Genomic DNA, 19,557 nt, shown 5'->3' with positions numbered 1-19,557 from the left:
GGCTTAGCCTTCGTCAACCAGCCCGATGATCGGACCCATCGACCAGCCGAAATCGTTACGCCGGACCTGCGGCGCATAAAGCCGCGAGATCGAGCCGTCGAAATACAGCGCATTGCGCGCCTTCAGCCCGTCGCGATAGAGCCGCCCGAACTGGTGGAAGGTCACCGGACGGTCGGAAATCGCGAACCAGGCGGTCTGGCCGTCCGCCGAGACACCGACGCCGTTCCTGACATAGCGGCTGTCGGAATCGACTAGGAAACGGGGGTGCAATTCGCCCTCGATCACCAGCATCGGGCCGGATTGCGTGGCCAGCCGGCATTGCGGTTGGGTCTGCGCAAAGGCGCGCGATTCGATCACCGCGAAAGGGGCCTTGCCGCCGGTGCAGAAGACGCCATTCGGCAACAGCCCGAAATTGCCGCCGCCGCCCGCCGTCACCAGCTTTCCATGGGTTTCATCGCCGGATCTGAACAGGCCCACCGGGCTGTAATCGGCGTGGAACATCCCGGCATTCATGGCGAAGGCAAGGTTGCGGCCCAGATAGCTGCGCAGCTTACCGAACCCGTTCAGCGCCTTGCCCTGATCGTCGTAAAGCCAGAGACCGAGGCGGGGTTCTTCAGCGGCGCTTACCGTACATATCGTGTATCCCTGTCCGTCATACTCCGTCCGGGCGCAATCGGCGGCGGCGGAGGGCAGGCTCAGCGCGATCAGCGCACCGGCGGCGACGCCGAGACGGCGGCGCAGGTCATTCCAGATCGTCATCTTCGGCATCCGCCTCGATATCGCGGCGCACGCGTTCGTCGGCGAACATGCGGCGGGTGTCGTCCATGCGGTCGAAGGTCTCGTCCAGCTGGAAGCGCAGCTCGGGCGCGTATTTCAGGTTCAGCCCCTTGGCGACCAAATGGCGCAGCTCCCGCGCATTGCGGCGCAGCGCCTTCAACGCCTCCTCGGCGTCATTGCCGCCAAGCGGCATGACATAGGCGGTCGCGACCTTGAGGTCGGGCGAGGCGCTGACCTCGCCCACGGTGATCGAATGCCGGTTCAGGTCGGGATCGTGGACCTCGGCCCGAAGCAGCAGCTCGGACAGGCGGTGACGGATCAACTCGCCGACGCGAAGCTGACGCTGCGAGGGGCCGGGGCCGGTATGAAAGCGGTTCTGTGCCATGTCCGCAGATGTAGGGGCTTGGGCCGCGCCCCGCAATGGACTAAGCGAAGAGGGAAAGCAGGAGAGTTGGACATGGAAAAGCCGGGGATCGTCATCACGGGTGTGTCGGGACGCATGGGGCAGATGCTGGTGCGTCTGGTCGAGGCGTCGGACAGGATGCGGCTGGTCGGGGCGGTGGAACGCCCGGGCAGCGACTGGATCGGGCGCGATCTCGGGCAGGCGATGGGCGGGGCGGCCAGCGGGATCATCGTGACCGACGATGCGGTCGGCGCGATTGCGAAGGCGCAGGCGGTAATCGACTTCACCTCGCCCAAGGCCACGGTGGCCTTCGCGGAACTTGCCGCGCAGGCCCGCGCCGTCCATGTGATCGGCACGACCGGGCTGGAGCCTGACGATCTGGCCGCCATCGCCCGCGCCGCCCGTCACGCCCCGATCATCCGCGCCGGGAACATGAGCCTTGGCGTGAACCTGCTGGTCGGGCTGACCCGCAAGGTCGCCGCCGCCCTCGGCACCGATTGGGATATCGAGGTGGTCGAGGCCCATCACCGCCACAAGGTCGATGCGCCCTCGGGCACCGCGCTGATGCTGGGCGAGGCCGCCGCCGAAGGGCGCGGCAAGACGCTGGAGGCGCTGCGGGTGCCTGCGCGCGAGGGCATCACCGGGGCCCGGAAGGAGGGCAGCATCGGCTTTGCGGCCATTCGCGGCGGCGACGTGGTCGGCGAACATGATGTGATCTTCGCCGCGCCGGGCGAGCGGCTGGTCCTGCGCCATCTGGCGACCGACCGGGCGATCTTCGCGCGCGGCGCGCTTCAGGCGGCGCTCTGGGGGCAGGACAAGGGGCCGGGCGAATATGACATGATGGACGTGCTGAGACTGGATTAAGCCCCGCCGCAAGGCTTGGCCTTGCCGGGCGAAAGGACTAGGAAAGCGGCAGGAATTCAGGGGATCACCGATGAGCATGGACAAGACATTCGACGCCGCCAGTGCCGAGGCCCGCATCAGCGCGGAATGGAAGGCGAAAGGTGCCTTCGCCGCCGGCGCCAATGCCAAGCCGGGGGCCGAGTCCTTTTCGGTCGTGATCCCGCCGCCCAATGTCACCGGCAGCCTGCATATCGGCCACGCGCTGAACAACACCTTGCAGGACATTCTGGTCCGCTGGCACCGGATGCGCGGCTTCGACACGCTCTGGCAGCCCGGTCAGGACCATGCCGGCATCGCCACGCAAATGGTGGTTGAGCGCCGCATGGCCGAGGCGGGCGAACCCGGCCGGCGCGAGATCGGGCGCGAGGCCTTCATCGAGAAGGTCTGGGCCTGGAAACAGGAATCCGGCGACACGATCATCAATCAGCTCAAGCGTCTCGGCGCCAGCTGCGACTGGTCGCGCAATGCCTTCACCATGTCCGGCGCCCCCGGCGCGCCCAAGGGGCAGGAAGGCAATTTCCACGATGCCGTTCTGAAGGTCTTTGTCGATCTTTATAACAAGGGCATCGTCTATCGCGGCAAGCGGCTGGTGAACTGGGATCCCCATTTCGAGACCGCGATCAGCGACCTGGAGGTCGAGAACCGCGAAGTTCCCGGCCATATGTGGCATTTCAAATACCCGCTGGCTGGCGGCGAGACCTATGAATATGTCGAACGCGACGCCGACGGCAACGTCACCCTGCGCGAGACCCGCGATTATATCTCGATCGCCACGACGCGCCCCGAGACCATGCTGGGCGACGGCGCGGTGGCCGTCCACCCGGACGATCGGCGTTACGCCCCCATCGTCGGCAAGCTGGTCGAAATCCCGGTCGGCCCGAAGGAACATCGCCGCCTGATCCCGATCATCACCGACGACTACCCGGACCCCGATTTCGGATCGGGCGCGGTGAAGATCACCGGGGCGCATGACTTCAACGACTATGGCGTTGCCACCCGCAACGATATCCCGCTTTACGCGCTGATGGACACCAGGGGCGCCATGCGCGAGGACGGGCTGTCCTATGCCGAAAGCGCGGAGATCGCTACCCGCGCCGCGCGGGGCGAGGATGTCGGCGATGTCTCGACCGTCAATCTGGTGCCGGAAGACCTGCGCGGCCTCGACCGCTACGAGGCCCGCAAGCTGGTGATCGAGCAGATCAATGCCGAGGGTCTTGCCGTCACCTATCTGCACAAGGAAATCGACAAGGAAACCGGGGCCGAGCATCTCGAACGCCGCCCGCTGGTCGATGCGAAGCCGATCATGCAGCCCTTCGGCGACCGCTCGGGCGTGGTGATCGAGCCGATGCTGACCGATCAGTGGTTCGTTGATACCGCCCGCATCGTCGGCCCGGCGCTGGAAGCGGTGCGCGATGGCCGCACGCAGATCCTGCCCGAGCAGCACAAGAAGGTCTATTTCAACTGGCTGGAAAATATCGAGCCATGGACGATCTCGCGCCAGCTCTGGTGGGGGCATCAGATCCCGGTCTGGTACGGTCTCGATCTGGAACCGCCGCCCTTCGCCGATGACGAGGGCGACGGTGCGCTGGATGAGGTCGAGCTGTTCGAATTGCTGGTCGCGGGCCTCGTCCAGAAGGGCGATTTCCACCATGCGGCGGCGAATTTCGACGGCGTGGTCGAGAAATTCCGCGACGATATCGCCGGCTTGCCGCAGCCCTTGGAAATCTCTCGTGTGATCGAGGTCGCGGATCGCGAGGCGGCGGTCGATGCCTTCGCGCAGGGGCTTGCAGAATACAACCTGACGCAGGACCCGACGAAACTGGTCTATCCGGTCTGGCGCGACCCGGATGTGCTGGACACCTGGTTTTCCTCGGGCCTCTGGCCCATCGGCACGCTCGGCTGGCCGGAAGACACGCCCGAGATGCGCAAGTATTTCCCGACCGACGTGCTGGTCACTGGCTTCGACATCATCTTCTTCTGGGTCGCCCGGATGATGATGATGCAGCTGGAGGTCGTCGGCGACATCCCCTTCCACACCGTCTATGTCCACGGCCTCGTCCGCGACGAGAAGGGCGCGAAGATGTCGAAGTCGAAGGGCAATGTCATCGACCCGCTGGTGCTGATCGACGAATTCGGCGCCGACCCGCTGCGCTTCACCCTGACCTCGATGGCGGCGATGGGCCGCGACCCGAAGCTGGGGCCGAAACATGTCGAGGCGAACCGCAATTTCGTCACCAAGATCTGGAACGCCACCCGCTTTGCCGAGATGAACGGGGTGCGGGGTGGCGGCGAGCGTCCGAACCCAGGCCATGTCGTTAACCGCTGGATCATCGGCGAAACCGCGCGCGCCGCGCAGGCCATGGATGCGGCGCTGGAAACCTGGCGCTTCAACGATGCCGCGACCGGGCTTTACGCCTTCGTCTGGGGCAAGGTCTGCGACTGGTATGTCGAATTCGCCAAGCCCCTGTTCGACGGCGAATATGCGAATGAAACCCGCGCCACGATGGGTTGGGTGCTGGACCAGTGCTATGCGCTGCTGCACCCGATCATGCCCTTCGTGACCGAGGAGCTTTGGGCGCTGACCGGCGACCGGCAGAAAATGCTGGTCCATGGCGACTGGCCGGAACTCGGCCCCGACCTGATCGACGAAGCCGCCGACCGGCAGATGAACTGGGTGATCCAGCTGATCGAGAACGTCCGCTCGGCCCGCGCCCAGATGGGGGTGCCGGCTGGCGCGAAACTGGACCTGATCGTAACCGAGGCCGATGCCAATGCGCGCGAGGCGATCACGGCCAATGCGCCGCTGATCGAACGCCTCGCCCGGGTGAATGCGCCGCAGGACGGCAGCGCCGGCCGCGGCATGATCGCGGTCGCTGCCCCCGGTGCCAGTTTCGCGCTGCCGATTGGCGATGTGATCGACGTGGCGGCTGAAACCGCCCGGCTTAAAAAGAACGCGGCGAAGACCGGCAAGGATGCGGAGGGGCTGCGCAAGCGCCTCGGTAATCCGAAATTCGTCGAGAATGCCGATTTCGAGGTGATCGAGGAAACCCGCCAGAAGCTTGCCGATCTGGACGAGGACCTGGCCCGGATCGAGGCGGCGCTGGCCCAGCTCAAGGCCATGTGATGCACTGGTTCGAGCGGATTGCCCTGAAGCGCATCGACGAGGCGGAAGCCAAGGGCGAATTGCGCGGCCTTTCAGGCGAGGGCAAACCGCTCGATCCCGAACGCCTGCGTGAGCGGGCCGAGGATGTACTGCACCGGATGATGGCCGATACCGGCTTCATCCCCGAGGAGTTCCGCCTGCGCAAGGAGGTCGAGGCCAAGCGCGCCGTTCTTGCCCAGATCGAGGACGAGGCCGAGCGCCACGCCCTGCAACGCCATATCGCGCTGCTGGAACTTCGCGCCAATATCGCCACCGACGCCCGCCGCGCCAGTGCGCGCAACTGATTCCTGTGGTGTCCTTATGCCTTGGGGGTCAGCGGGCAGCGCGCGCGCTATGGCATCAATCCGGCATCAACATGTAACCCGCGCCGCGCACGGTCTGAAGATAGCGCGGCTCTTTCGGGTCGGGTTCGATCTTGCGGCGCAGCCGGGTGATCTGCACGTCTATGGCGCGGTCCGAGCCATCGGGTTCCTCAGAGGGCGTTCGGCCCAGGTCCTGTGTCAGGTCGATCCGGCTGACCGCCTGTCCCGGGGTTTCGGCAAGGCGACGCAGCAGCGCCGCCTCGGTGCCGGTCAGGTGGATATGGCTTTCGCCCTCGAACAATTGCCCGCGTTCGGTGTCATAGCGCAACGGCCCGAGCGTCATGAATTTCGGCCCCGCCGGCTGCGCCTGCGGCACCCGGCGCAGGATCGCCGAAATGCGCAGCAGAAGCTCTCGCGGCTCGAAGGGTTTCGGCAGATAATCGTCGGCCCCGGCTTCCAGACCGGCGATGCGGTCCTCGGTCTCGCCGCGCGCGGTCAGCAGCAGGATCGGGGTGGCAATGCGCTTGCGCAACTCTCGGGTCAGGGTGATCCCGTCATCGCCCGGCATCATCACATCGAGCACGATCAGGTCGAATTCCAGCCCGCGCAGGATCTTGCGGGCATGGGCGGCATCGGTGGCCATGGAGACCAGATAACCGTTCTTGACCAGAAACTTGCGCAGCAAAGTGCGGATGCGCTCATCATCGTCGACGACGAGGATATGGGCCGGTTCCGTCATTCGGCCGCCTCGGCGCCGCGCATGTCGCGGAACTGGCGGCTGCCGGCATCGTCCATCATCGCTTCGAGGACGGTGCGAAACCCGGCCACGGCCTGCGGCCCCGCCGCGCGATAGGCGGCACGGACGCGGGCGCGCTGTGCTTCGGACAGGCGGCGTTCCAGCTCGGCCCCGGATTCGGTCAGGTGCAGCCGCCGCTCGCGCCGGTCGCGCTTGCCGATACGGGCCTCGACCAGCCCGTCGGCCAGAAGCGCGCGCAGAACGCGGTTCAGGGATTGCTTGGTCACGCCGAGAATATCGAGCAGCGCCGACACGTTCAGCCCCGGTTTGCGGGCGATGAAATGCAGCGCGCGGTGATGGGCGCGGCCATAATCCATCCGCTCCAGAATTTCGTCGGGATCGGCGGTGAAAGCGCGATAGGCGAAGAAGAATGCCTCGATCCCGCCGCGAATCTGCTCATCAGTCAGGAAAAGCAGGTTCTCGGGCCCCTGCCCGGTCACTGGCTTGATCGACCCTTCCTTCATCTCCCCTCCCGTCGAGTGCAGGTTGTCACCTCTGTTTAAGTCAGCCTTATTGACTTTCCAAGAAGTGATCTTGCATCGATTTGACGCAGTTTCGCAACATTTCGTTACGGAAGCGCGAATTTCTGAAATCTATGAAAACCTGCACATGGGGATGGGTGCGGGTGCGCATTCTTGCACGGGTCATCACATCTCTGCCTGATCGGCATCTTTTCCCGCTGCCGGTCCCGTGATAAGCCCGCGCGGGTAACGCAGGATGACGCCGATGACCGATCTCGACACGCTTCGCACGACCTATCTGGCCCGTGTGGCCGATGCCTCCGACGCTGCCACGCTGGAAGAGGTTCGCCTTGCCGCGCTTGGCAAGAAGGGCGAGATCAGCCTGATGATGCGCGAGTTGGGCCGGATGACCCCGGAAGAGCGTCAGACCACCGGCGCCGCCCTGAACCGGCTGCGCGACGAGATCGACGCGGCTTTGCGCGCCCGCAAGACCGGGCTGGAGGATGCAGCGCTCGATGCCCGCCTGCGCGAGGAATGGCTGGATGTGACCCTGCCGGGCCGTCCGCGTCCGAAGGGCAGCATCCACCCGGTCAGCCAGGTGACCGAGGAGGTCACCGCGATCTTCGCCGATATGGGCTTTGCCGTCGCCGAAGGCCCGCAGGTCGAAAGCGACTGGTTCAATTTCGACGCGCTGAACATCCCGCCCGAGCATCCGGCGCGGCAGGAACACGACACCTTCTTCATGCACCGCGCGGAAGGCGACAACCGCCCGCCGCATGTGCTCCGCACCCATACCAGCCCGGTGCAGATCCGGGCCATGCAGGAACAGGGCGCCCCGATCCGCGTGATCGCGCCGGGCCGCGTTTACCGGATGGACATGGACCAGACCCATACGCCGATGTTCCATCAGGTCGAGGGGCTGGCCATCGGTCGCGACATCTCCATGGCCAATCTGAAATGGACGCTGGAGGAATTCTGCCGCGCCTTCTTCGAGGTCGAAGCGGTCGAACTGCGCTTCCGCGCCAGCCATTTCCCCTTTACCGAGCCCTCCGCAGAGGTCGATATCCGCTGTTCCTGGGAAGGCGGCAAGCTGCAGATCGGTCAGGGCGAAAGCTGGATGGAAATCCTTGGCTCGGGCATGGTCCATCCCAAGGTGCTGGAAGCCGCCGGCGTCGATCCGACCGAATGGCAGGGCTTCGCCTTCGGCATGGGCATCGACCGGCTGGCGATGCTGAAATACGGCATCCCCGACCTGCGCGCCTTCTTCGAAAGCGACCTGCGCTGGCTGCGCCATTACGGTTTCGCGGCGGGCGATGTGCCGAGCGTGGCGGGCGGGTTGAGCAGATAGGATCTCGCGAGAGACGTGCCTGGCTGCTTACCGACAGTGGCTTGATGCAGGGTTTCGGGGCCGGGTTTATCTTCTGCTTCTGCTGGACGTCATGTTTGTCCCGGTCCCGATGAGGCAAGTGCCGCGAGGAAGCCTACCTGCCGAGGGCGAAGCGTAATCGACAACCATATCTTATCCGCAGCGACCGGCTTAGCGCAGTAAGCCAGCCTGCATATTCTCATGCCGAAATGGGCCGCAGCCCAAAGCTGCAGCCCATTTCTATTCCGTTCAGATCTCTGTCAGAGACCGCCGTTGGTCGTGGAGATGTCCACAACTTCAGCAGACGTCGTGTCAACCGTCGGGACATAGTTCGGCTCGCCACCGTCCAGAATCCGCTGGCCTTCCTGACGGCACAGGTTGTCGGCGGTTTCGGTGTCCATCTTTTCGGGACGACGGATCGAGCGATCCCATGTGACCTGCTCATGGGTGTAGATCTGACAAATCACCGGGCCTAGCGGCGACTGCGCGATGACCGGGGTGGTCTCGTAATCCTTGGGCGTGATCGCACAGGCTGAAAGCGTCGCAACAGCGGCAACGACAAGGGCCATTTTCTTAAACATACAACTATTCCTTCTGGCGATAGGCATTCGCGCACTATCAGACAATCCATTACGATCACATTATTGCGCGTAAAGCGATATGACAAAAGAGACAGTCTTGAGTCAATATGATACGGATTCGTATGCTTAACGCGCGTGGACGAAGCCGGCCTCGGCCATGAGCGCATCGCTGCGGCTTTCGATCACCTCTCGGAGGCGGCGCACGAAACTGTCGCGGTCCTCTCCCGGTTCGGCCTGCATCGGCGGCAGGAACTCGATCACCGCCCGGCCCGAGGCGACCGGCAGCCCGCGCTTGGGCCAGAACAGGCCGCAATTGACCGCCACCGGATAGACCGGCAGGCCGGTTTCCAGATGGATGGTCGCGATGCCGTGCTTGTAGGGGCGCTGCTCTCCAGGCCGGGTCCGGGTGCCCTCGGGATAGACGATCAGGTGGCCCAGCCCCTCCTCGGTGCCGATCCGTGCCCGCGCGGCGCTGACGATCTGGCCCATGGCGTCGCGGCCCTTGCTGCGGTCGATGGGGATGGATCCGACCTCGCGCGCATACCAGCCCATGATCGGCACCCGCAGGACTTCCCGTTTCATCACGAAGGCGCGACGTTCAGCCGCACTGGCAATGGCGAGGATGTCGAGAAAGCTTTGATGCTTGGCACCGATCAGCGCGTCCACGCCCGGGGCAGGGGGGGTGCCGCGCAATTCGACCGCGACGCCCATATGCCAGCGCGCGGCGCGCAGCATATAGGCGATCCAGATCGAGGCGACGCGATTGGCGCCGCGCCGGCCATGGCGCATCTGGGTCAGCACGCCCCAGAGGCCCAGCACCACCGTCGCCAGCCCGACATGGATGTAATAGGTCAGCGTGCGCAGCCAGGCGAAAAGGCCGGTGCCGCCGGGACGGGGCGAAAGGCGCGCGGCCTCGGTCGCGCTCAGAAGCGGCCCGCTCATGGCACGGCCTTCAACATGCGCAGGGCGGCCCAACGGGTGGCGAAAAAGCCCACCCCGGCTGCGATCAACGGGATCAGCAGGGGCAAAAGCCAGCCCCAGCCCTGAAATCCCAGCCCGGTCAGGAAGCCGCCGGCCTCGTCCATGTCGGGCAGAAGCGCGATGGCCAACATGCCCAGGGCCGTCCCGGCAGCAGCGCCGGTTGCCGCGCGACGGGTGAAGCGGCGCACGAAGGCCTGGGCGATGGTCACGTCGCGCGCCCCGATCAGGCGCAGCACCCGGATCACCTGCCCGTTCGCCGCCAGCGAGGATTGCGCCGCCAGGATCATCATCGCCGTGCCCGCAGCCGCGATCAGCCCCAGCGAGACGACGCCGAGGAATTTCAGCCGCCGCGCCGCCGATACCAGCGGTTGACGCCAGCGGGTGTGGTCGTCCAGCACCGCGCCCGGAACCTCGGCCTCCAGCCGCAGGCCAAGGCCGGCGGCATCGAAGCCTTCGCCATCCTCGCGGATCTCGATCAGGCGCGGAACCGGCAGGGCCTCGACCGGGACATCGGGGCCGAACCATGGGGCCAGCAGGGCCTCGACCTCGTCCTCGGGGATCATCCGGGCCTCGGCCACGCCGGGCGTCTGGTCGAGGATCGCCATGACCTTGCCGGTCTCGCCCTCGATCTCGTCGAGCGGGGCCGAGACGCGGATGGTCACGGTCTGCGCCAGCGAGGAGGACCAGCGATCCGCCAGCCGCCCGGTGGCGAGGCTGAGCGCGAGCGCGAAAACCGCCAGAAAGGCCATGGCCCCGGCGCTGAGCAGGGTCAGTTGTGCGGTAAAGCCGGTCGAAGGCACGATCCGGCCGGCCACGCCGCCGTCACGCCCGACCAGCCCCTGCCAGAGGCTGCGCCAGTCGACATTGCGAAACTCGGGTTTCATAGATCTGCCCCCGCCAGTTGCACCCGCTTGCCCGAAATCCGCAGCACCCGCGCCTGCACCTCAAGTTGCCGTGCGGCGCGGATCAGGTCCATGTCATGGGTGGCGATCAGGATGGTCTTGCCCGAACGGTTCAGCTCGACCAGCAATTGCAGCAGGCGCATCGACATTTCCCAGTCGAGATTACCGGTCGGCTCGTCCGCCATGACGAAATCGGGCGACATGATGACGGCGCGGGCCAGTGCGGCGCGCTGTCTTTCGCCCCCCGACAGCGAAGGCGGCATGGCCCGGGCATGGCCGGTCATACCGACCCAGCCCAGAAGTTCTTTCAGGGCCTGCATGTCGATGGGCTGGCCGGCAACCGTCAGTGGCAGGGCGACATTTTCGGCCACCGGCAGGTGGTCGAGGAATTGCGCGTCCTGATGCAGCACCCCGATCTTGCGGCGCAGCATGGCGATGCCGTCGCGCGACAATCCGCCGACATCGTGACCGAAGGCCGAAAGCTGGCCGGAACTGGGCAGAAGATCGGCATAGCACAGCCTGAGGAAGCTGGTCTTGCCCGATCCCGACGGCCCGGTCAGGAAATGGAACGACCCCGCCGGCAGGCTGAGCGTCATGCCCGACAGAAGCGCCCCGCCCTCGCGGTAGCCGAAGGTCACGTCCTGCATTTCGATCAAAGCGGCCTCCATGGCATTCGATGCTGCGCGGCGCTTGGAAGCCCGGCGTTGCGTTGATAGAACAGGCTGGCAAGGAATGCCAGAAACGGCGCAGCTTTTGACAGGATGACCCATGCGGCTGATTTGCCCGGAATGCAACGCGCTGTATGACATCGACAGCGCGATGATCCCGCCCGAGGGGCGCGAGGTCGAATGTTCGGCTTGTGGCCATGTCTGGATGCAGGACCCCGAAACCCTGCCCGCGACCGGGAAGCCCCGCAGGGCAGCCAGGCTCGCCTGGGCGGAACCTGACAGCGGTACTTATGCGGGCGATAGCTCGCTGCGGGGGCTCACGAAAGATCTGCGTGAGGCGGCGCGGTCCCATACCGACAGCCTGCCCGAGCTTGGCGAGGCGCCGGTTCTGCAACGTCCCTTGCCCGATGATGTGCTGTCGATCCTTCGCGAGGAAACCGCGCGCGAACTGGGCGCCCGCCGCGCCGTGCGCGGGGATGTGCCCGAATCCCCGGTCACCGCACCTGCGATGAGCATGGAGTCGCCTGAATTTGCGATCGAGGCGCTAGCGGAAGATGCCGAGCCCGATTCGCTGGCCTTTACAGACCTGCCCGCTGCGGTCGCGCAGCCGTCGCAGGAAACCGCCCATCCGACCCCTGAGCCGATGCAGGTCACCTGGTCCGAACCGGCAGCGGCTAAGGATGAGCGCCCGCCCGTGCCGCGCCGCCGGGTGCCGCGTGGTCTGCCAGATGTCGAGCAACTGGCGGCGACGATCCAGACCGCCGGACAGGTTCCTGAAGCCGAAGAGGAGGCCGTGACAACGCTGGTGACCACGCCAGAGAATGTGGCGGATGACGGCTATCGCACCGGCCTGATCCGGGCGCTATCGGTCGCGGCGGCCCTCGCATTTGCCTATGTCGGTGGCACGGCCTGGGTCGGCACCGGAACAGCACCGGGGGCGGTGGCCTCGATGGTGGCCGGCGTCGACGGTTTGCGCGCGGGTCTTCAGGGCGCGGTCGATACGGTCATCGGACGTGGGGGCCACTGATGCGCTTCGCCCCGATCCCCGAATCGCTGCCCGCCACGGTGCCTTTCACCGGACCCGAAACGCTGGAACGGCGCCGGGGGGCGCCCTATGTCGCGCGTCTGGGTGCCAATGAGAACGGCTTCGGCCCCTCGCCCCGCGCGGTCGAGGCGATGGCCCGCGCCGGTGCCGAAGCGTGGAAATACGGCGACCCCGACAATCACGACCTGCGTCAGGCGCTGGCCCGCATCCACGGCATTGCCCCGGATAATGTCATGCCGGGCGAGGGGATCGACAGCCTTCTGGGCCTGCTGGTGCGGCTGATCGTGGCGCCGGGCGAGGCGGTGGTGACCTCGGACGGGGCCTATCCGACCTTCAATTACCATGTCGCGGGTTTCGGCGGCGTGCTCCATAAGGTCCCCTATCGCGACGACCGCGAGGATCTGGAAGCACTTCTGTCGCGCGCGGCAGAGGTTCAGGCCCGGCTGATCTATTTCGCCAATCCCGACAACCCGATGGGAAGCTGGCACGAGGGCGCGCTGATCGAGGCGCTGCTGGATCGCATCCCCAAAGACAGCCTGCTGATCCTGGACGAGGCCTATGCCGAATTCGCCCCGGCCTCGGCCCTGCCGCGGATCGGCGCGGAGGATCCCCGGGTGATCCGGATGCGCACATTCTCCAAGGCTTACGGCCTTGCCGGGGCAAGGATCGGCTATGCCATCGGTGCGCCCGACCTGATCGCGGGCTTCGACCGCATCCGCAACCATTTCGGCGTCAACCGGATCGCCCAGGCCGGGGCGCTGGCGGCGCTAGGGGATACCGAATGGCTGGATGGGACCCGCGCGAAAGTCGCCGCCGCCCGCGACCGTATCGGCCGGATCGCGGCGGATGCGGGGCTGGTGGCGCTGCCTTCGGCCACCAATTTCGTTGCCATCGACTGCGGCGCAGATGGCGATTTCGCCCGCCGGGTGCTGGCCGGGCTGGACCGCGCCGGGATCTTCGCGCGCATGCCCGGCGTGGCGCCCATGGATCGCTGCATCCGCGTCTCCTGCGGCCCCGAGGCCGAGCTTGACGCTTTCGCCGCCGTTCTGCCCGAGGCGCTTGCCGCCGCGCGGGACGGTATGTCAGGCCGCTGAGTCCCGCCGCCACCGGACCACAGACATTGAGCGCGGCAGAACCGCCATCACGCCCCGTCGCAGTTCCTTGGGCGGGCGATCAAGGTTCTGTGCCACAGGCAGAACCTTCCCAACCACGCGCCGACGGCCTCACAGCCCGAGCAATTGCACCGCGTTATCGCGGCAGACCGCACGGCGCTGCGCATCGGTGATGGCGGCGGCCTCGATCCATTCGCCGGCCTCGGCGGGGCGTTCATAGGGGTAGTCCACCGCGAACAGCACCCGGTCATCGCCAAGCGCATCCAGCGCGCAGCGCAGCGGCTCGTCCGAGCAGACGCCGGCGGTCGTGCACCAGAAATTGCGGCGGAAATACTCCGACGGCTTCATCGCCAGCCGCTTTTCCTTGCGGTTGGAAATCTCCCACCGGCTGTCGAAGCGCCAGAGCTGATAGGGCAGCGTTTCGCCCATATGGCCCAGCATCAGCTTCGCCTTCGGGAAACGGTCGAAAACGCCGCCGAAGATCAGCCGCAGCGCGTGGTTGCCGGTTTCCACCGTCCAGGACCAGACCGGGCCCCAAAGCTCGGAATGGGCTTGATACATATAGGGGACATCGGGCGGGTTGTTCGGGTGGATATAGATCGGCGCGCCAAGCGCCTCGGCCCGTTCCCAGAGCGGCGAGATACGGTCGTCGTCCAGATAGGTGCCATTGGTCTGGCCGTTGATCATCGCCCCCTGCATCCCAAGGTCGCGGACGCAGCGTTCCAGTTCATCTGCAGCCGCCGCAGGGTCCTGCACCGCGAGATGCGCGAAGCCGCCATAGCGGTCGGGCCGTGCCTGGATTTCCCTGGCGAGGAAATCGTTCACCTCCTGCGCCTTGCGTATCGCCGTTCTGGTATCCGGCTCGGCCTGCACGCCGGGACCAGAGAGCGAGAGGATGGCCTTATCCACCCCGATCTCGTCCATTCCGGCCAGCCTGCGCTCGCCGAAATCCATCAGCGCGTCATTCGCCTTGCCGAAAAGCTCGGGCGAGATATTGGGGGCGGTCAGTGCCCAGTAATCCTCGAAGCCGGGGGCCATGAAATGTTCTTCCAAAGCGATCTTGGGGGTCATTTGTGCGTCCTTTCAGAGTTCGAATATCTTCTTTTCGGTCCGGTGCAGGCAGGGGCCGGGGCCGCCTGAGCCGATCAGGTAATTGTCACAGATCACCGCAAAGACGCGGGCGTCGTCATAGCCGGGATGAACGGCAAACAGCATGTTCTCGGCCAGCGGCAGGGTCTCGTCGCGGCGGATCAGCGGACGCTCGACCATCTCACAGCCCTGCCCGTGCGCATAAAGCCGGGTCTCGGGTGGCAGGCCGCGCGCCTGCATCCAGGCGTCATGGGCGGCGGCGATTTCGGCGGGATGGGCGCCGGGGACCATCAGCGACAGGGTGTGATCCTGCGCGGCGCGCACGTTCTCGAAGGCCTGCAACAGATGATCGTCGGCCCGGCCCAGCACCATCGTCCGGGCAATTTCCAGATAGATCCCGCCCGGCCCGTTGATCTCGATCAGCAGCGACAGATGATCGCCCGGCGCCAGTTCGCGGGTCTGGAAGGGCCGGTTCCTGAACCGGGAGGCCTGCCCCACCGGCGCGGAAACGCCAAGCTGGATGCCCTGATCGCTGCCGAGCCTGCGGCCCACGGCCTCGGCATGGGCGGCGATGTCACGGTCGGTGAGGCCGGGGCGGATGAAATCGCAGACCTCGGCGAAGACCCGATCCTGCAACAGCGCGGTATCGCGGATCAGCGCCTGCTCCTCGGGGCTTTTCGGGGCCTTCACCCGGTCGAGCGCATCTGTCGCGTCCACCGTCTCGAACCCCGCCGCCCGCAGGCCCGCGACCATGGAATAGGGCAGCGCGCCGGGGGCCAGCAAACCGACGCGCTTCGCGCCCGCCTCGCGCAGCAGCTGCACCAGCAATTCGGTGTCGTAATCAATGGTGTAATTGACCGAGACGAAGCTGGGCGTGCCCAGAACGCGCCCTACCCCTGCCGTCGCCTGCGCCTGCGGGTCGGTCGCCAGATCGGTGCCGAAGGCGCCCATCTCGACCACCTCCATCGGCCGGTCGGGGAAGACGACCACCGTGCGCGGATAGCCGTTATTCGCCGGCACATCGGTCAGCCAGCGCACATAGCCGCCGCACCAGTCCTCGCGCGCCTGAGTCACCATCGCGTCGAGGCCGAGATCGGCCATGACCCCGCGTGCAAGGGACCAGCGGCGTTCCATCTCGGCGCGCGAAATCGGGGAATTGGTCATGGCTTGGCTCCTCTCTCGATCAGCGGCAGGGCGGCGGCACCGCCCTTGGCATAGGCGTCCAGGTTCGCCGCCACGATGGGCAGGGCCTGCTGGCGATAGACATCGGCATAGCCGCCGATATGCGGCGTCACGATGACATTGGGCAGGCGGCGGAAGGGACTGTCCGGCGGCAGCGGCTCGGTCGCGAAAACGTCGAGACCGGCACCGGCGATGCGGCCTTCGCGCAGAGCCGCAAGCAGCGCCTCTTCATCGACGCAGCCGCCACGGGCGATATTGACCAGAATGCCCGAAGGCTTCATCGCCGCCAGCACATCGGCATCGACGATATGATGGGTCCGGGCCGAATAGGGGACCAGCACGACCAGAAAATCGGCCTCGGCAGCGGCATCCTTGATATTCGCACGCGGATAAATGCGGTCTATGCCGGGCGCCTCGCGACGACCGTCCGAGACACCCGTCACCCGCATCCCGAAGGCCCGGCACAGCCCGGCCAGATATTCGGCGATGCTGCCCAGGCCGATGATGCAAACGGTCTTGTCGCGCAACAAAGGCTGTTCCCACCTGTTCCAGTTGCCGGCCTGCTGATCTGCGATCATCGCAGGCAGGCGGCGCGCGCAGGCCAGCATCAGCATCACCGCAAGCTCCGACATCTGCGGGCCGTGAAAACCGCCGCAACTGGTCAGCGCGACCTGCGGAGGCAAGGCCTCCATGGCCAGCAGGTTATCGACCCCGGTGGTCAGCGCCTGCACCCAGTCAAGGCGCGGCATTGCCGCGACCAGATCCGCCGGGATACGCGGCGCAAGGCCGATCAGCACCTGTGCATCGGCGGCAAGGGGCATCGCCTCCTCTGCCGTACGGGCTGCGGTGAAGCGGTATCCGGGCCGCGCCAGCGCCTCGGCATACCAATCTGCATGCTCGTCGAGGATCAGGACATTTGTCGAACTCATGGCGGCCCTCAATAAAGCAGCTTCGGCAGCCAGAGCGCGAGGCCCGGCAGCAGGAAAAGCAGCACCACCAGCACCACCGGCGCCAGCAGGAAGGGCCCTATCCCGCGATAAAGCCGTGCCATCGACAGGTCGGGCACCTGCGCGCGGATGATGAACAGGTTCATGCCGACCGGCGGGGTAATCAGGCCCAGTTCCACCAGCACCGCCACCAGCACACCGAACCAGACCGGATCGAAGCCGTAACCCGTCACAACCGGCAGGAAGACCGGCACCGTGATCAGCACCATGCCGATGCCTTCAAGGAAGCAGCCCATGACGATGTAAAGGATCACGATCATCGCCATCACCAGCCAGGCCGGCAGCGCCGCCGCCTGTGCCATGCCCAGAAGCGTGTCGGGCAGCCGGGTCTGGACGATGAAATTGGCGAAGATCGTCGCCGCGACAATGATCATGAACAGCGCGCAGGAAACCAGGACCGAGGCCTGCACCGCATGGACCAGCCCGTGCAGCGACAGCGAGCGCTTCAGAAAGCCCAGCAGGATCGCCCCGAAGGCACCGATGGAAGCGGCCTCGTTCGGGCTGAAGATGCCGGCATAGATGCCGCCGATGGTCAGCACGAAAAGCAGGATGAACTGCCACGGCCCGCGCAGCGCCGCCAGCCTTTCGCGGGCGGTGGCCCGGCCCTCGACCGGGACCGCATCCGAACGGCTGGCGACCCAGAGCGCCACCACGACGTAAAGCAGCAGCAGCACGATCCCCGGCACCATCGAGGCCGCGAACAGCCGCGCCACCGACTGCTCGGCGATGGAGCCGTAGATGACGAGGATGATCGAGGGCGGGATCAGGATCCCGAGCGAGCCGCCCGCCGCGACCGAGGCCGCCGCATAGCCCTGTTCATAGCCGGCGCGCTTCATCTCGGGCATGGCGATGCGGGTCATGCTGGCCGCGGTCGCGACCGAGGATCCGCAGATCGCCCCGAAGGCCCCGGAGGCCGCGATCGAGGCCACCGAAAGCCCGCCCCGCAGCCCCGACATCAGGACGCGCGCGGCGTTGAACAGTTCCGCCGACATCCGAGAGCCGCTGGCGACCTCTCCCATCAGCACGAAAAGCGGAATGACCGAGAGGTTATAGGACGATGCCGTATCGAAGAAGGCCGTCCCCGAGATCAGCTTGGCGACCTGCAGATTGTTCAGCGCGATATTGCCGGCGATGCCGACCGCACCAAGCGCCAGCCAGACCGGCTGACGGACGAAGAGCAGCACGAACATCACCGCGATACAAAGCAGACCGAGCGCGAAGGGGGTCATAGGGCGCCCTCCTCGCTCGGGTGGGGATCATCGTCGCCCTCGCCACGCAGGGTACGGCGCAGGCGCAGGACCACCGTCCAGAGAATGCCCGCAAGGCCGATGAAGGCCACCACCCAGAGCATCCAGTTCGGCAGGCCGAGTTCCAGCGAATAGCCGCCCCATTTCCACGCATCCATGGCCGGGCCGATCATCGCCCAGCCAAGGAACAGGAACAGCGCCAGCGTCCCGAAGATGGTGCAAAGGCCAAGGACATGCAGCACCCGGCGCGACAGCAGCGGATCGATCAGGTCGATCAGGATCTCGCCCTTGCGGGCGATCACCGGGGCCATGCCGAAGACCACCATGACCAGAAGCCCGATGCTGACCAGGTCATAGGATCCGCGCACCGGCCTGTTGACGGCAAGGCGCAGCAGCACATCGGCGACAACGACCAGCATCATCCCCACGAGCGCGACAGAGGCGATCCACAGCATGACGCGCGGCACGCCCTTCAATTCGTTATCACTCGGGCCATCGGCCATGATCTTCCCCCTTTGCGAAAGGGCCGGCCCGCACAAGACGGGCCGGCACCGCCTTACTTCGTATAGGCGTCCACGAAAGCCTGCGCGGGCTTGCCGCTGTCGGCCACGGCCTTGACGGCGCCCTCGACAATGGGGGCATATTCGGCCTTCAGCGTCTCGATCTGCGCTGGCTCAAGCGTGACGATGTTCACACCGCCATCGACCATGTATTGTCGGCCTGCGGCCTCGCCCTCGTCCCATTTCGCGCCATACCATTCGGCGCGGTTCGGGCCGGTGGTGTCGTCGATCAGCGCCTGCAGTTCCGGCGTCAGCCCGTCATAGGCCTTTTGCGACATCACCAGCGCGAAGGTGGCCGAGGCGATGCCAGGCTCCATCGAGAATTTCGTCACCGGTGCCAGATCGAAGCTCTGCGTCGCCTCATAGGGGAAGGTCGCGCCATCGACGACGCCCTTGCCCATCGCATCGGCCGATTCAGCCGGCGGCACCGGCACCGGGGATGCCCCCATCGCCTCGATGATCTGCTGCCAGATCGTGCCGGCATAGCGGATGCGTTTGCCCTTCAGCGCCGCCGGATCGGTCGGGTCGGTGTTTGCCAGATGGAATTTCAGGGGCGGCGTCACCGCCATCCACAGGACCTTCGTGCCGGGATGCTCCTCGGCCAGATATTCGGGCGCGAGTTCGGTCAGCCGCCGCGACATGATCTGGCTGGTATTGCCTTCCGAGGGCGTGACCAGCGGCAGGCCGGCCAGTTCGGTCAGCACAAAGCGGCCCGGCGTCGCGCCATGCAGGATCACCGCGATCTCGGCCGCACCCGAGGTGACCAGATCGAACTGGCGCGGCGGCGGGCCAAGCTGGCCGGCGGGGAAGATCTCGACCTTCAATTCGCCGCCGCTCTTTTCGGTCAGTTCCTGCCCCCATTCCTCGACCGCATGGTTCCAGGTGTGGTTCGGCGGCAGAAAGCTGGACACCCGCAAGGTAGTTTCCGCCCCTGCCGTTCCGGCCAGTAGTGCCAGCGCCGAGGCGGCTGCGATTGCTCTGATATTCATCTTATCCTCCCTTGGTTTTGCCC

At 65.9% G+C, this 19,557-nt stretch carries 20 protein-coding genes; 6 read left to right on the top strand and 14 right to left on the bottom strand.

The features are described from left to right. Nucleotides 1–3: 3 nt before the first annotated feature. Nucleotides 4–759: a phosphodiester glycosidase family protein gene (locus Q0330_RS03735; protein WP_299474670.1), complete on the bottom strand. Its 756-nt coding sequence runs from the start codon at nucleotides 757–759 to the stop codon at nucleotides 4–6. Next, on the bottom strand, nucleotides 743–1,162 hold the full coding sequence (rbfA, locus tag Q0330_RS03730) for a 30S ribosome-binding factor RbfA (protein WP_299474667.1): 420 nt from the start codon (nucleotides 1,160–1,162) through the stop codon (nucleotides 743–745). Before rbfA ends, Q0330_RS03735 begins: the two co-directional genes overlap by 17 nt. A gap of 72 nt (nucleotides 1,163–1,234) precedes the next feature. Here rbfA and dapB point away from each other — a divergent pair, with 72 nt between their 5' ends. From dapB to Q0330_RS03715, 3 genes are all read left to right on the top strand, one after another. Then, the gene (dapB, locus tag Q0330_RS03725) at nucleotides 1,235–2,044 is read left to right on the top strand and encodes a 4-hydroxy-tetrahydrodipicolinate reductase (RefSeq protein ID WP_299474664.1); all 810 of its coding nucleotides are present in this window, start codon (nucleotides 1,235–1,237) and stop codon (nucleotides 2,042–2,044) included. Between the two features lie 70 nt (nucleotides 2,045–2,114). Further along, the gene (locus Q0330_RS03720) at nucleotides 2,115–5,207 is read left to right on the top strand and encodes a valine--tRNA ligase (protein ID WP_299474661.1); all 3,093 of its coding nucleotides are present in this window, start codon (nucleotides 2,115–2,117) and stop codon (nucleotides 5,205–5,207) included. Next, nucleotides 5,207–5,530 (top strand): DnaJ family domain-containing protein, encoded by a 324-nt coding sequence (locus Q0330_RS03715; protein ID WP_299474658.1) that lies wholly within the window; start codon nucleotides 5,207–5,209, stop codon nucleotides 5,528–5,530. The genes Q0330_RS03720 and Q0330_RS03715 overlap by 1 nt, the downstream gene beginning before the upstream one ends. A 55-nt stretch (nucleotides 5,531–5,585) precedes the next feature. Here the strand turns inward: Q0330_RS03715 and Q0330_RS03710 are convergent, their stop codons facing one another. Continuing rightward, entirely contained in the window at nucleotides 5,586–6,287 is a 702-nt protein-coding gene (locus Q0330_RS03710; RefSeq protein ID WP_299474655.1) for a response regulator, read from the bottom strand. After that, nucleotides 6,284–6,808 carry a MarR family transcriptional regulator gene (locus tag Q0330_RS03705; protein ID WP_299474652.1) on the bottom strand — a complete coding sequence of 175 codons (525 nt, stop codon included), beginning with the start codon at nucleotides 6,806–6,808 and terminating at the stop codon, nucleotides 6,284–6,286. Before Q0330_RS03705 ends, Q0330_RS03710 begins: the two co-directional genes overlap by 4 nt. A gap of 262 nt (nucleotides 6,809–7,070) precedes the next feature. Here Q0330_RS03705 and pheS point away from each other — a divergent pair, with 262 nt between their 5' ends. Further along, entirely contained in the window at nucleotides 7,071–8,153 is a 1,083-nt protein-coding gene (gene pheS, locus Q0330_RS03700) for a phenylalanine--tRNA ligase subunit alpha (protein WP_299474649.1), read from the top strand. A 278-nt stretch (nucleotides 8,154–8,431) separates the two neighbouring features. Here pheS and Q0330_RS03695 read toward each other — a convergent pair whose 3' ends face one another. From Q0330_RS03695 to Q0330_RS03680, 4 genes are all read right to left on the bottom strand, one after another. Next, nucleotides 8,432–8,752: a hypothetical protein gene (locus Q0330_RS03695; RefSeq protein ID WP_299474646.1), complete on the bottom strand. Its 321-nt coding sequence runs from the start codon at nucleotides 8,750–8,752 to the stop codon at nucleotides 8,432–8,434. A 126-nt stretch (nucleotides 8,753–8,878) separates the two neighbouring features. Next, the gene (locus Q0330_RS03690) at nucleotides 8,879–9,694 is read right to left on the bottom strand and encodes a lysophospholipid acyltransferase family protein (protein ID WP_299474643.1); all 816 of its coding nucleotides are present in this window, start codon (nucleotides 9,692–9,694) and stop codon (nucleotides 8,879–8,881) included. Then, a complete protein-coding gene (locus tag Q0330_RS03685) occupies nucleotides 9,691–10,617 on the bottom strand; it encodes an FtsX-like permease family protein (RefSeq protein ID WP_299474640.1) in 927 nt (308 codons plus the stop codon). The genes Q0330_RS03690 and Q0330_RS03685 overlap by 4 nt, the downstream gene beginning before the upstream one ends. Next, nucleotides 10,614–11,291: an ATP-binding cassette domain-containing protein gene (locus tag Q0330_RS03680; RefSeq protein ID WP_299474637.1), complete on the bottom strand. Its 678-nt coding sequence runs from the start codon at nucleotides 11,289–11,291 to the stop codon at nucleotides 10,614–10,616. Before Q0330_RS03680 ends, Q0330_RS03685 begins: the two co-directional genes overlap by 4 nt. A 112-nt stretch (nucleotides 11,292–11,403) precedes the next feature. Between Q0330_RS03680 and Q0330_RS03675 the strand changes: the two genes are divergently transcribed. Together Q0330_RS03675 and Q0330_RS03670 are read left to right on the top strand one after the other, a co-directional pair. Beyond that, complete coding sequence (locus Q0330_RS03675) at nucleotides 11,404–12,330, top strand: zinc-ribbon domain-containing protein (RefSeq protein WP_299474634.1); 927 nt, start codon at nucleotides 11,404–11,406, stop codon at nucleotides 12,328–12,330. After that, nucleotides 12,330–13,442 (top strand): pyridoxal phosphate-dependent aminotransferase, encoded by a 1,113-nt coding sequence (locus Q0330_RS03670; RefSeq protein WP_299474631.1) that lies wholly within the window; start codon nucleotides 12,330–12,332, stop codon nucleotides 13,440–13,442. Before Q0330_RS03675 ends, Q0330_RS03670 begins: the two co-directional genes overlap by 1 nt. Before the next feature lie 129 nt (nucleotides 13,443–13,571). Here Q0330_RS03670 and Q0330_RS03665 read toward each other — a convergent pair whose 3' ends face one another. Genes Q0330_RS03665 through Q0330_RS03640 form a run of 6 tightly spaced genes read right to left on the bottom strand, consistent with a single transcriptional unit; the run spans nucleotide 13,572 to nucleotide 19,534 of the window. Continuing rightward, nucleotides 13,572–14,531, bottom strand: a complete 960-nt coding sequence (locus Q0330_RS03665; RefSeq protein ID WP_299474628.1) for an amidohydrolase family protein — start codon at nucleotides 14,529–14,531, stop codon at nucleotides 13,572–13,574. A 12-nt stretch (nucleotides 14,532–14,543) separates the two neighbouring features. Continuing rightward, a complete protein-coding gene (locus Q0330_RS03660) occupies nucleotides 14,544–15,713 on the bottom strand; it encodes a M24 family metallopeptidase (RefSeq protein WP_299474625.1) in 1,170 nt (389 codons plus the stop codon). Beyond that, nucleotides 15,710–16,660 carry a D-2-hydroxyacid dehydrogenase gene (locus tag Q0330_RS03655; protein ID WP_299474622.1) on the bottom strand — a complete coding sequence of 317 codons (951 nt, stop codon included), beginning with the start codon at nucleotides 16,658–16,660 and terminating at the stop codon, nucleotides 15,710–15,712. Before Q0330_RS03655 ends, Q0330_RS03660 begins: the two co-directional genes overlap by 4 nt. Before the next feature lie 8 nt (nucleotides 16,661–16,668). Beyond that, nucleotides 16,669–17,967 (bottom strand): TRAP transporter large permease, encoded by a 1,299-nt coding sequence (locus tag Q0330_RS03650; RefSeq protein ID WP_299474619.1) that lies wholly within the window; start codon nucleotides 17,965–17,967, stop codon nucleotides 16,669–16,671. Further along, nucleotides 17,964–18,488, bottom strand: a complete 525-nt coding sequence (locus tag Q0330_RS03645; RefSeq protein WP_299474617.1) for a TRAP transporter small permease — start codon at nucleotides 18,486–18,488, stop codon at nucleotides 17,964–17,966. The genes Q0330_RS03650 and Q0330_RS03645 overlap by 4 nt, the downstream gene beginning before the upstream one ends. Before the next feature lie 53 nt (nucleotides 18,489–18,541). Then, complete coding sequence (locus Q0330_RS03640) at nucleotides 18,542–19,534, bottom strand: TRAP transporter substrate-binding protein (protein WP_299474613.1); 993 nt, start codon at nucleotides 19,532–19,534, stop codon at nucleotides 18,542–18,544. Nucleotides 19,535–19,557: the final 23 nt, after the last annotated feature.

The sequence above is a fragment of the uncultured Paracoccus sp. genome (assembly GCF_937873615.1).
Classification (GTDB): domain Bacteria; phylum Pseudomonadota; class Alphaproteobacteria; order Rhodobacterales; family Rhodobacteraceae; genus Paracoccus.
Note: the sequence above shows the minus strand (reverse complement) of the source record. Positions and strands in the feature narration are given on the sequence as shown.

Coding starts and splice junctions, on each gene's coding strand:
- dapB (WP_299474664.1), top strand. CDS start 1,235: ATGGAAAAGCCGGGGATCGTCATCACGGGTGTGTCGGGACGCATGGGG.
- Q0330_RS03715 (WP_299474658.1), top strand. CDS start 5,207: ATGCACTGGTTCGAGCGGATTGCCCTGAAGCGCATCGACGAGGCGGAA.
- rbfA (WP_299474667.1), bottom strand. CDS start 1,162: ATGGCACAGAACCGCTTTCATACCGGCCCCGGCCCCTCGCAGCGTCAG.
- Q0330_RS03735 (WP_299474670.1), bottom strand. CDS start 759: ATGACGATCTGGAATGACCTGCGCCGCCGTCTCGGCGTCGCCGCCGGT.
- Q0330_RS03640 (WP_299474613.1), bottom strand. CDS start 19,534: ATGAATATCAGAGCAATCGCAGCCGCCTCGGCGCTGGCACTACTGGCC.
- Q0330_RS03690 (WP_299474643.1), bottom strand. CDS start 9,694: ATGAGCGGGCCGCTTCTGAGCGCGACCGAGGCCGCGCGCCTTTCGCCC.
- Q0330_RS03695 (WP_299474646.1), bottom strand. CDS start 8,752: ATGTTTAAGAAAATGGCCCTTGTCGTTGCCGCTGTTGCGACGCTTTCA.
- Q0330_RS03685 (WP_299474640.1), bottom strand. CDS start 10,617: ATGAAACCCGAGTTTCGCAATGTCGACTGGCGCAGCCTCTGGCAGGGG.
- Q0330_RS03660 (WP_299474625.1), bottom strand. CDS start 15,713: ATGACCAATTCCCCGATTTCGCGCGCCGAGATGGAACGCCGCTGGTCC.
- Q0330_RS03675 (WP_299474634.1), top strand. CDS start 11,404: ATGCGGCTGATTTGCCCGGAATGCAACGCGCTGTATGACATCGACAGC.
- Q0330_RS03645 (WP_299474617.1), bottom strand. CDS start 18,488: ATGGCCGATGGCCCGAGTGATAACGAATTGAAGGGCGTGCCGCGCGTC.
- Q0330_RS03720 (WP_299474661.1), top strand. CDS start 2,115: ATGAGCATGGACAAGACATTCGACGCCGCCAGTGCCGAGGCCCGCATC.
- Q0330_RS03665 (WP_299474628.1), bottom strand. CDS start 14,531: ATGACCCCCAAGATCGCTTTGGAAGAACATTTCATGGCCCCCGGCTTC.
- Q0330_RS03670 (WP_299474631.1), top strand. CDS start 12,330: ATGCGCTTCGCCCCGATCCCCGAATCGCTGCCCGCCACGGTGCCTTTC.
- Q0330_RS03705 (WP_299474652.1), bottom strand. CDS start 6,808: ATGAAGGAAGGGTCGATCAAGCCAGTGACCGGGCAGGGGCCCGAGAAC.
- Q0330_RS03710 (WP_299474655.1), bottom strand. CDS start 6,287: ATGACGGAACCGGCCCATATCCTCGTCGTCGACGATGATGAGCGCATC.
- Q0330_RS03655 (WP_299474622.1), bottom strand. CDS start 16,660: ATGAGTTCGACAAATGTCCTGATCCTCGACGAGCATGCAGATTGGTAT.
- pheS (WP_299474649.1), top strand. CDS start 7,071: ATGACCGATCTCGACACGCTTCGCACGACCTATCTGGCCCGTGTGGCC.
- Q0330_RS03650 (WP_299474619.1), bottom strand. CDS start 17,967: ATGACCCCCTTCGCGCTCGGTCTGCTTTGTATCGCGGTGATGTTCGTG.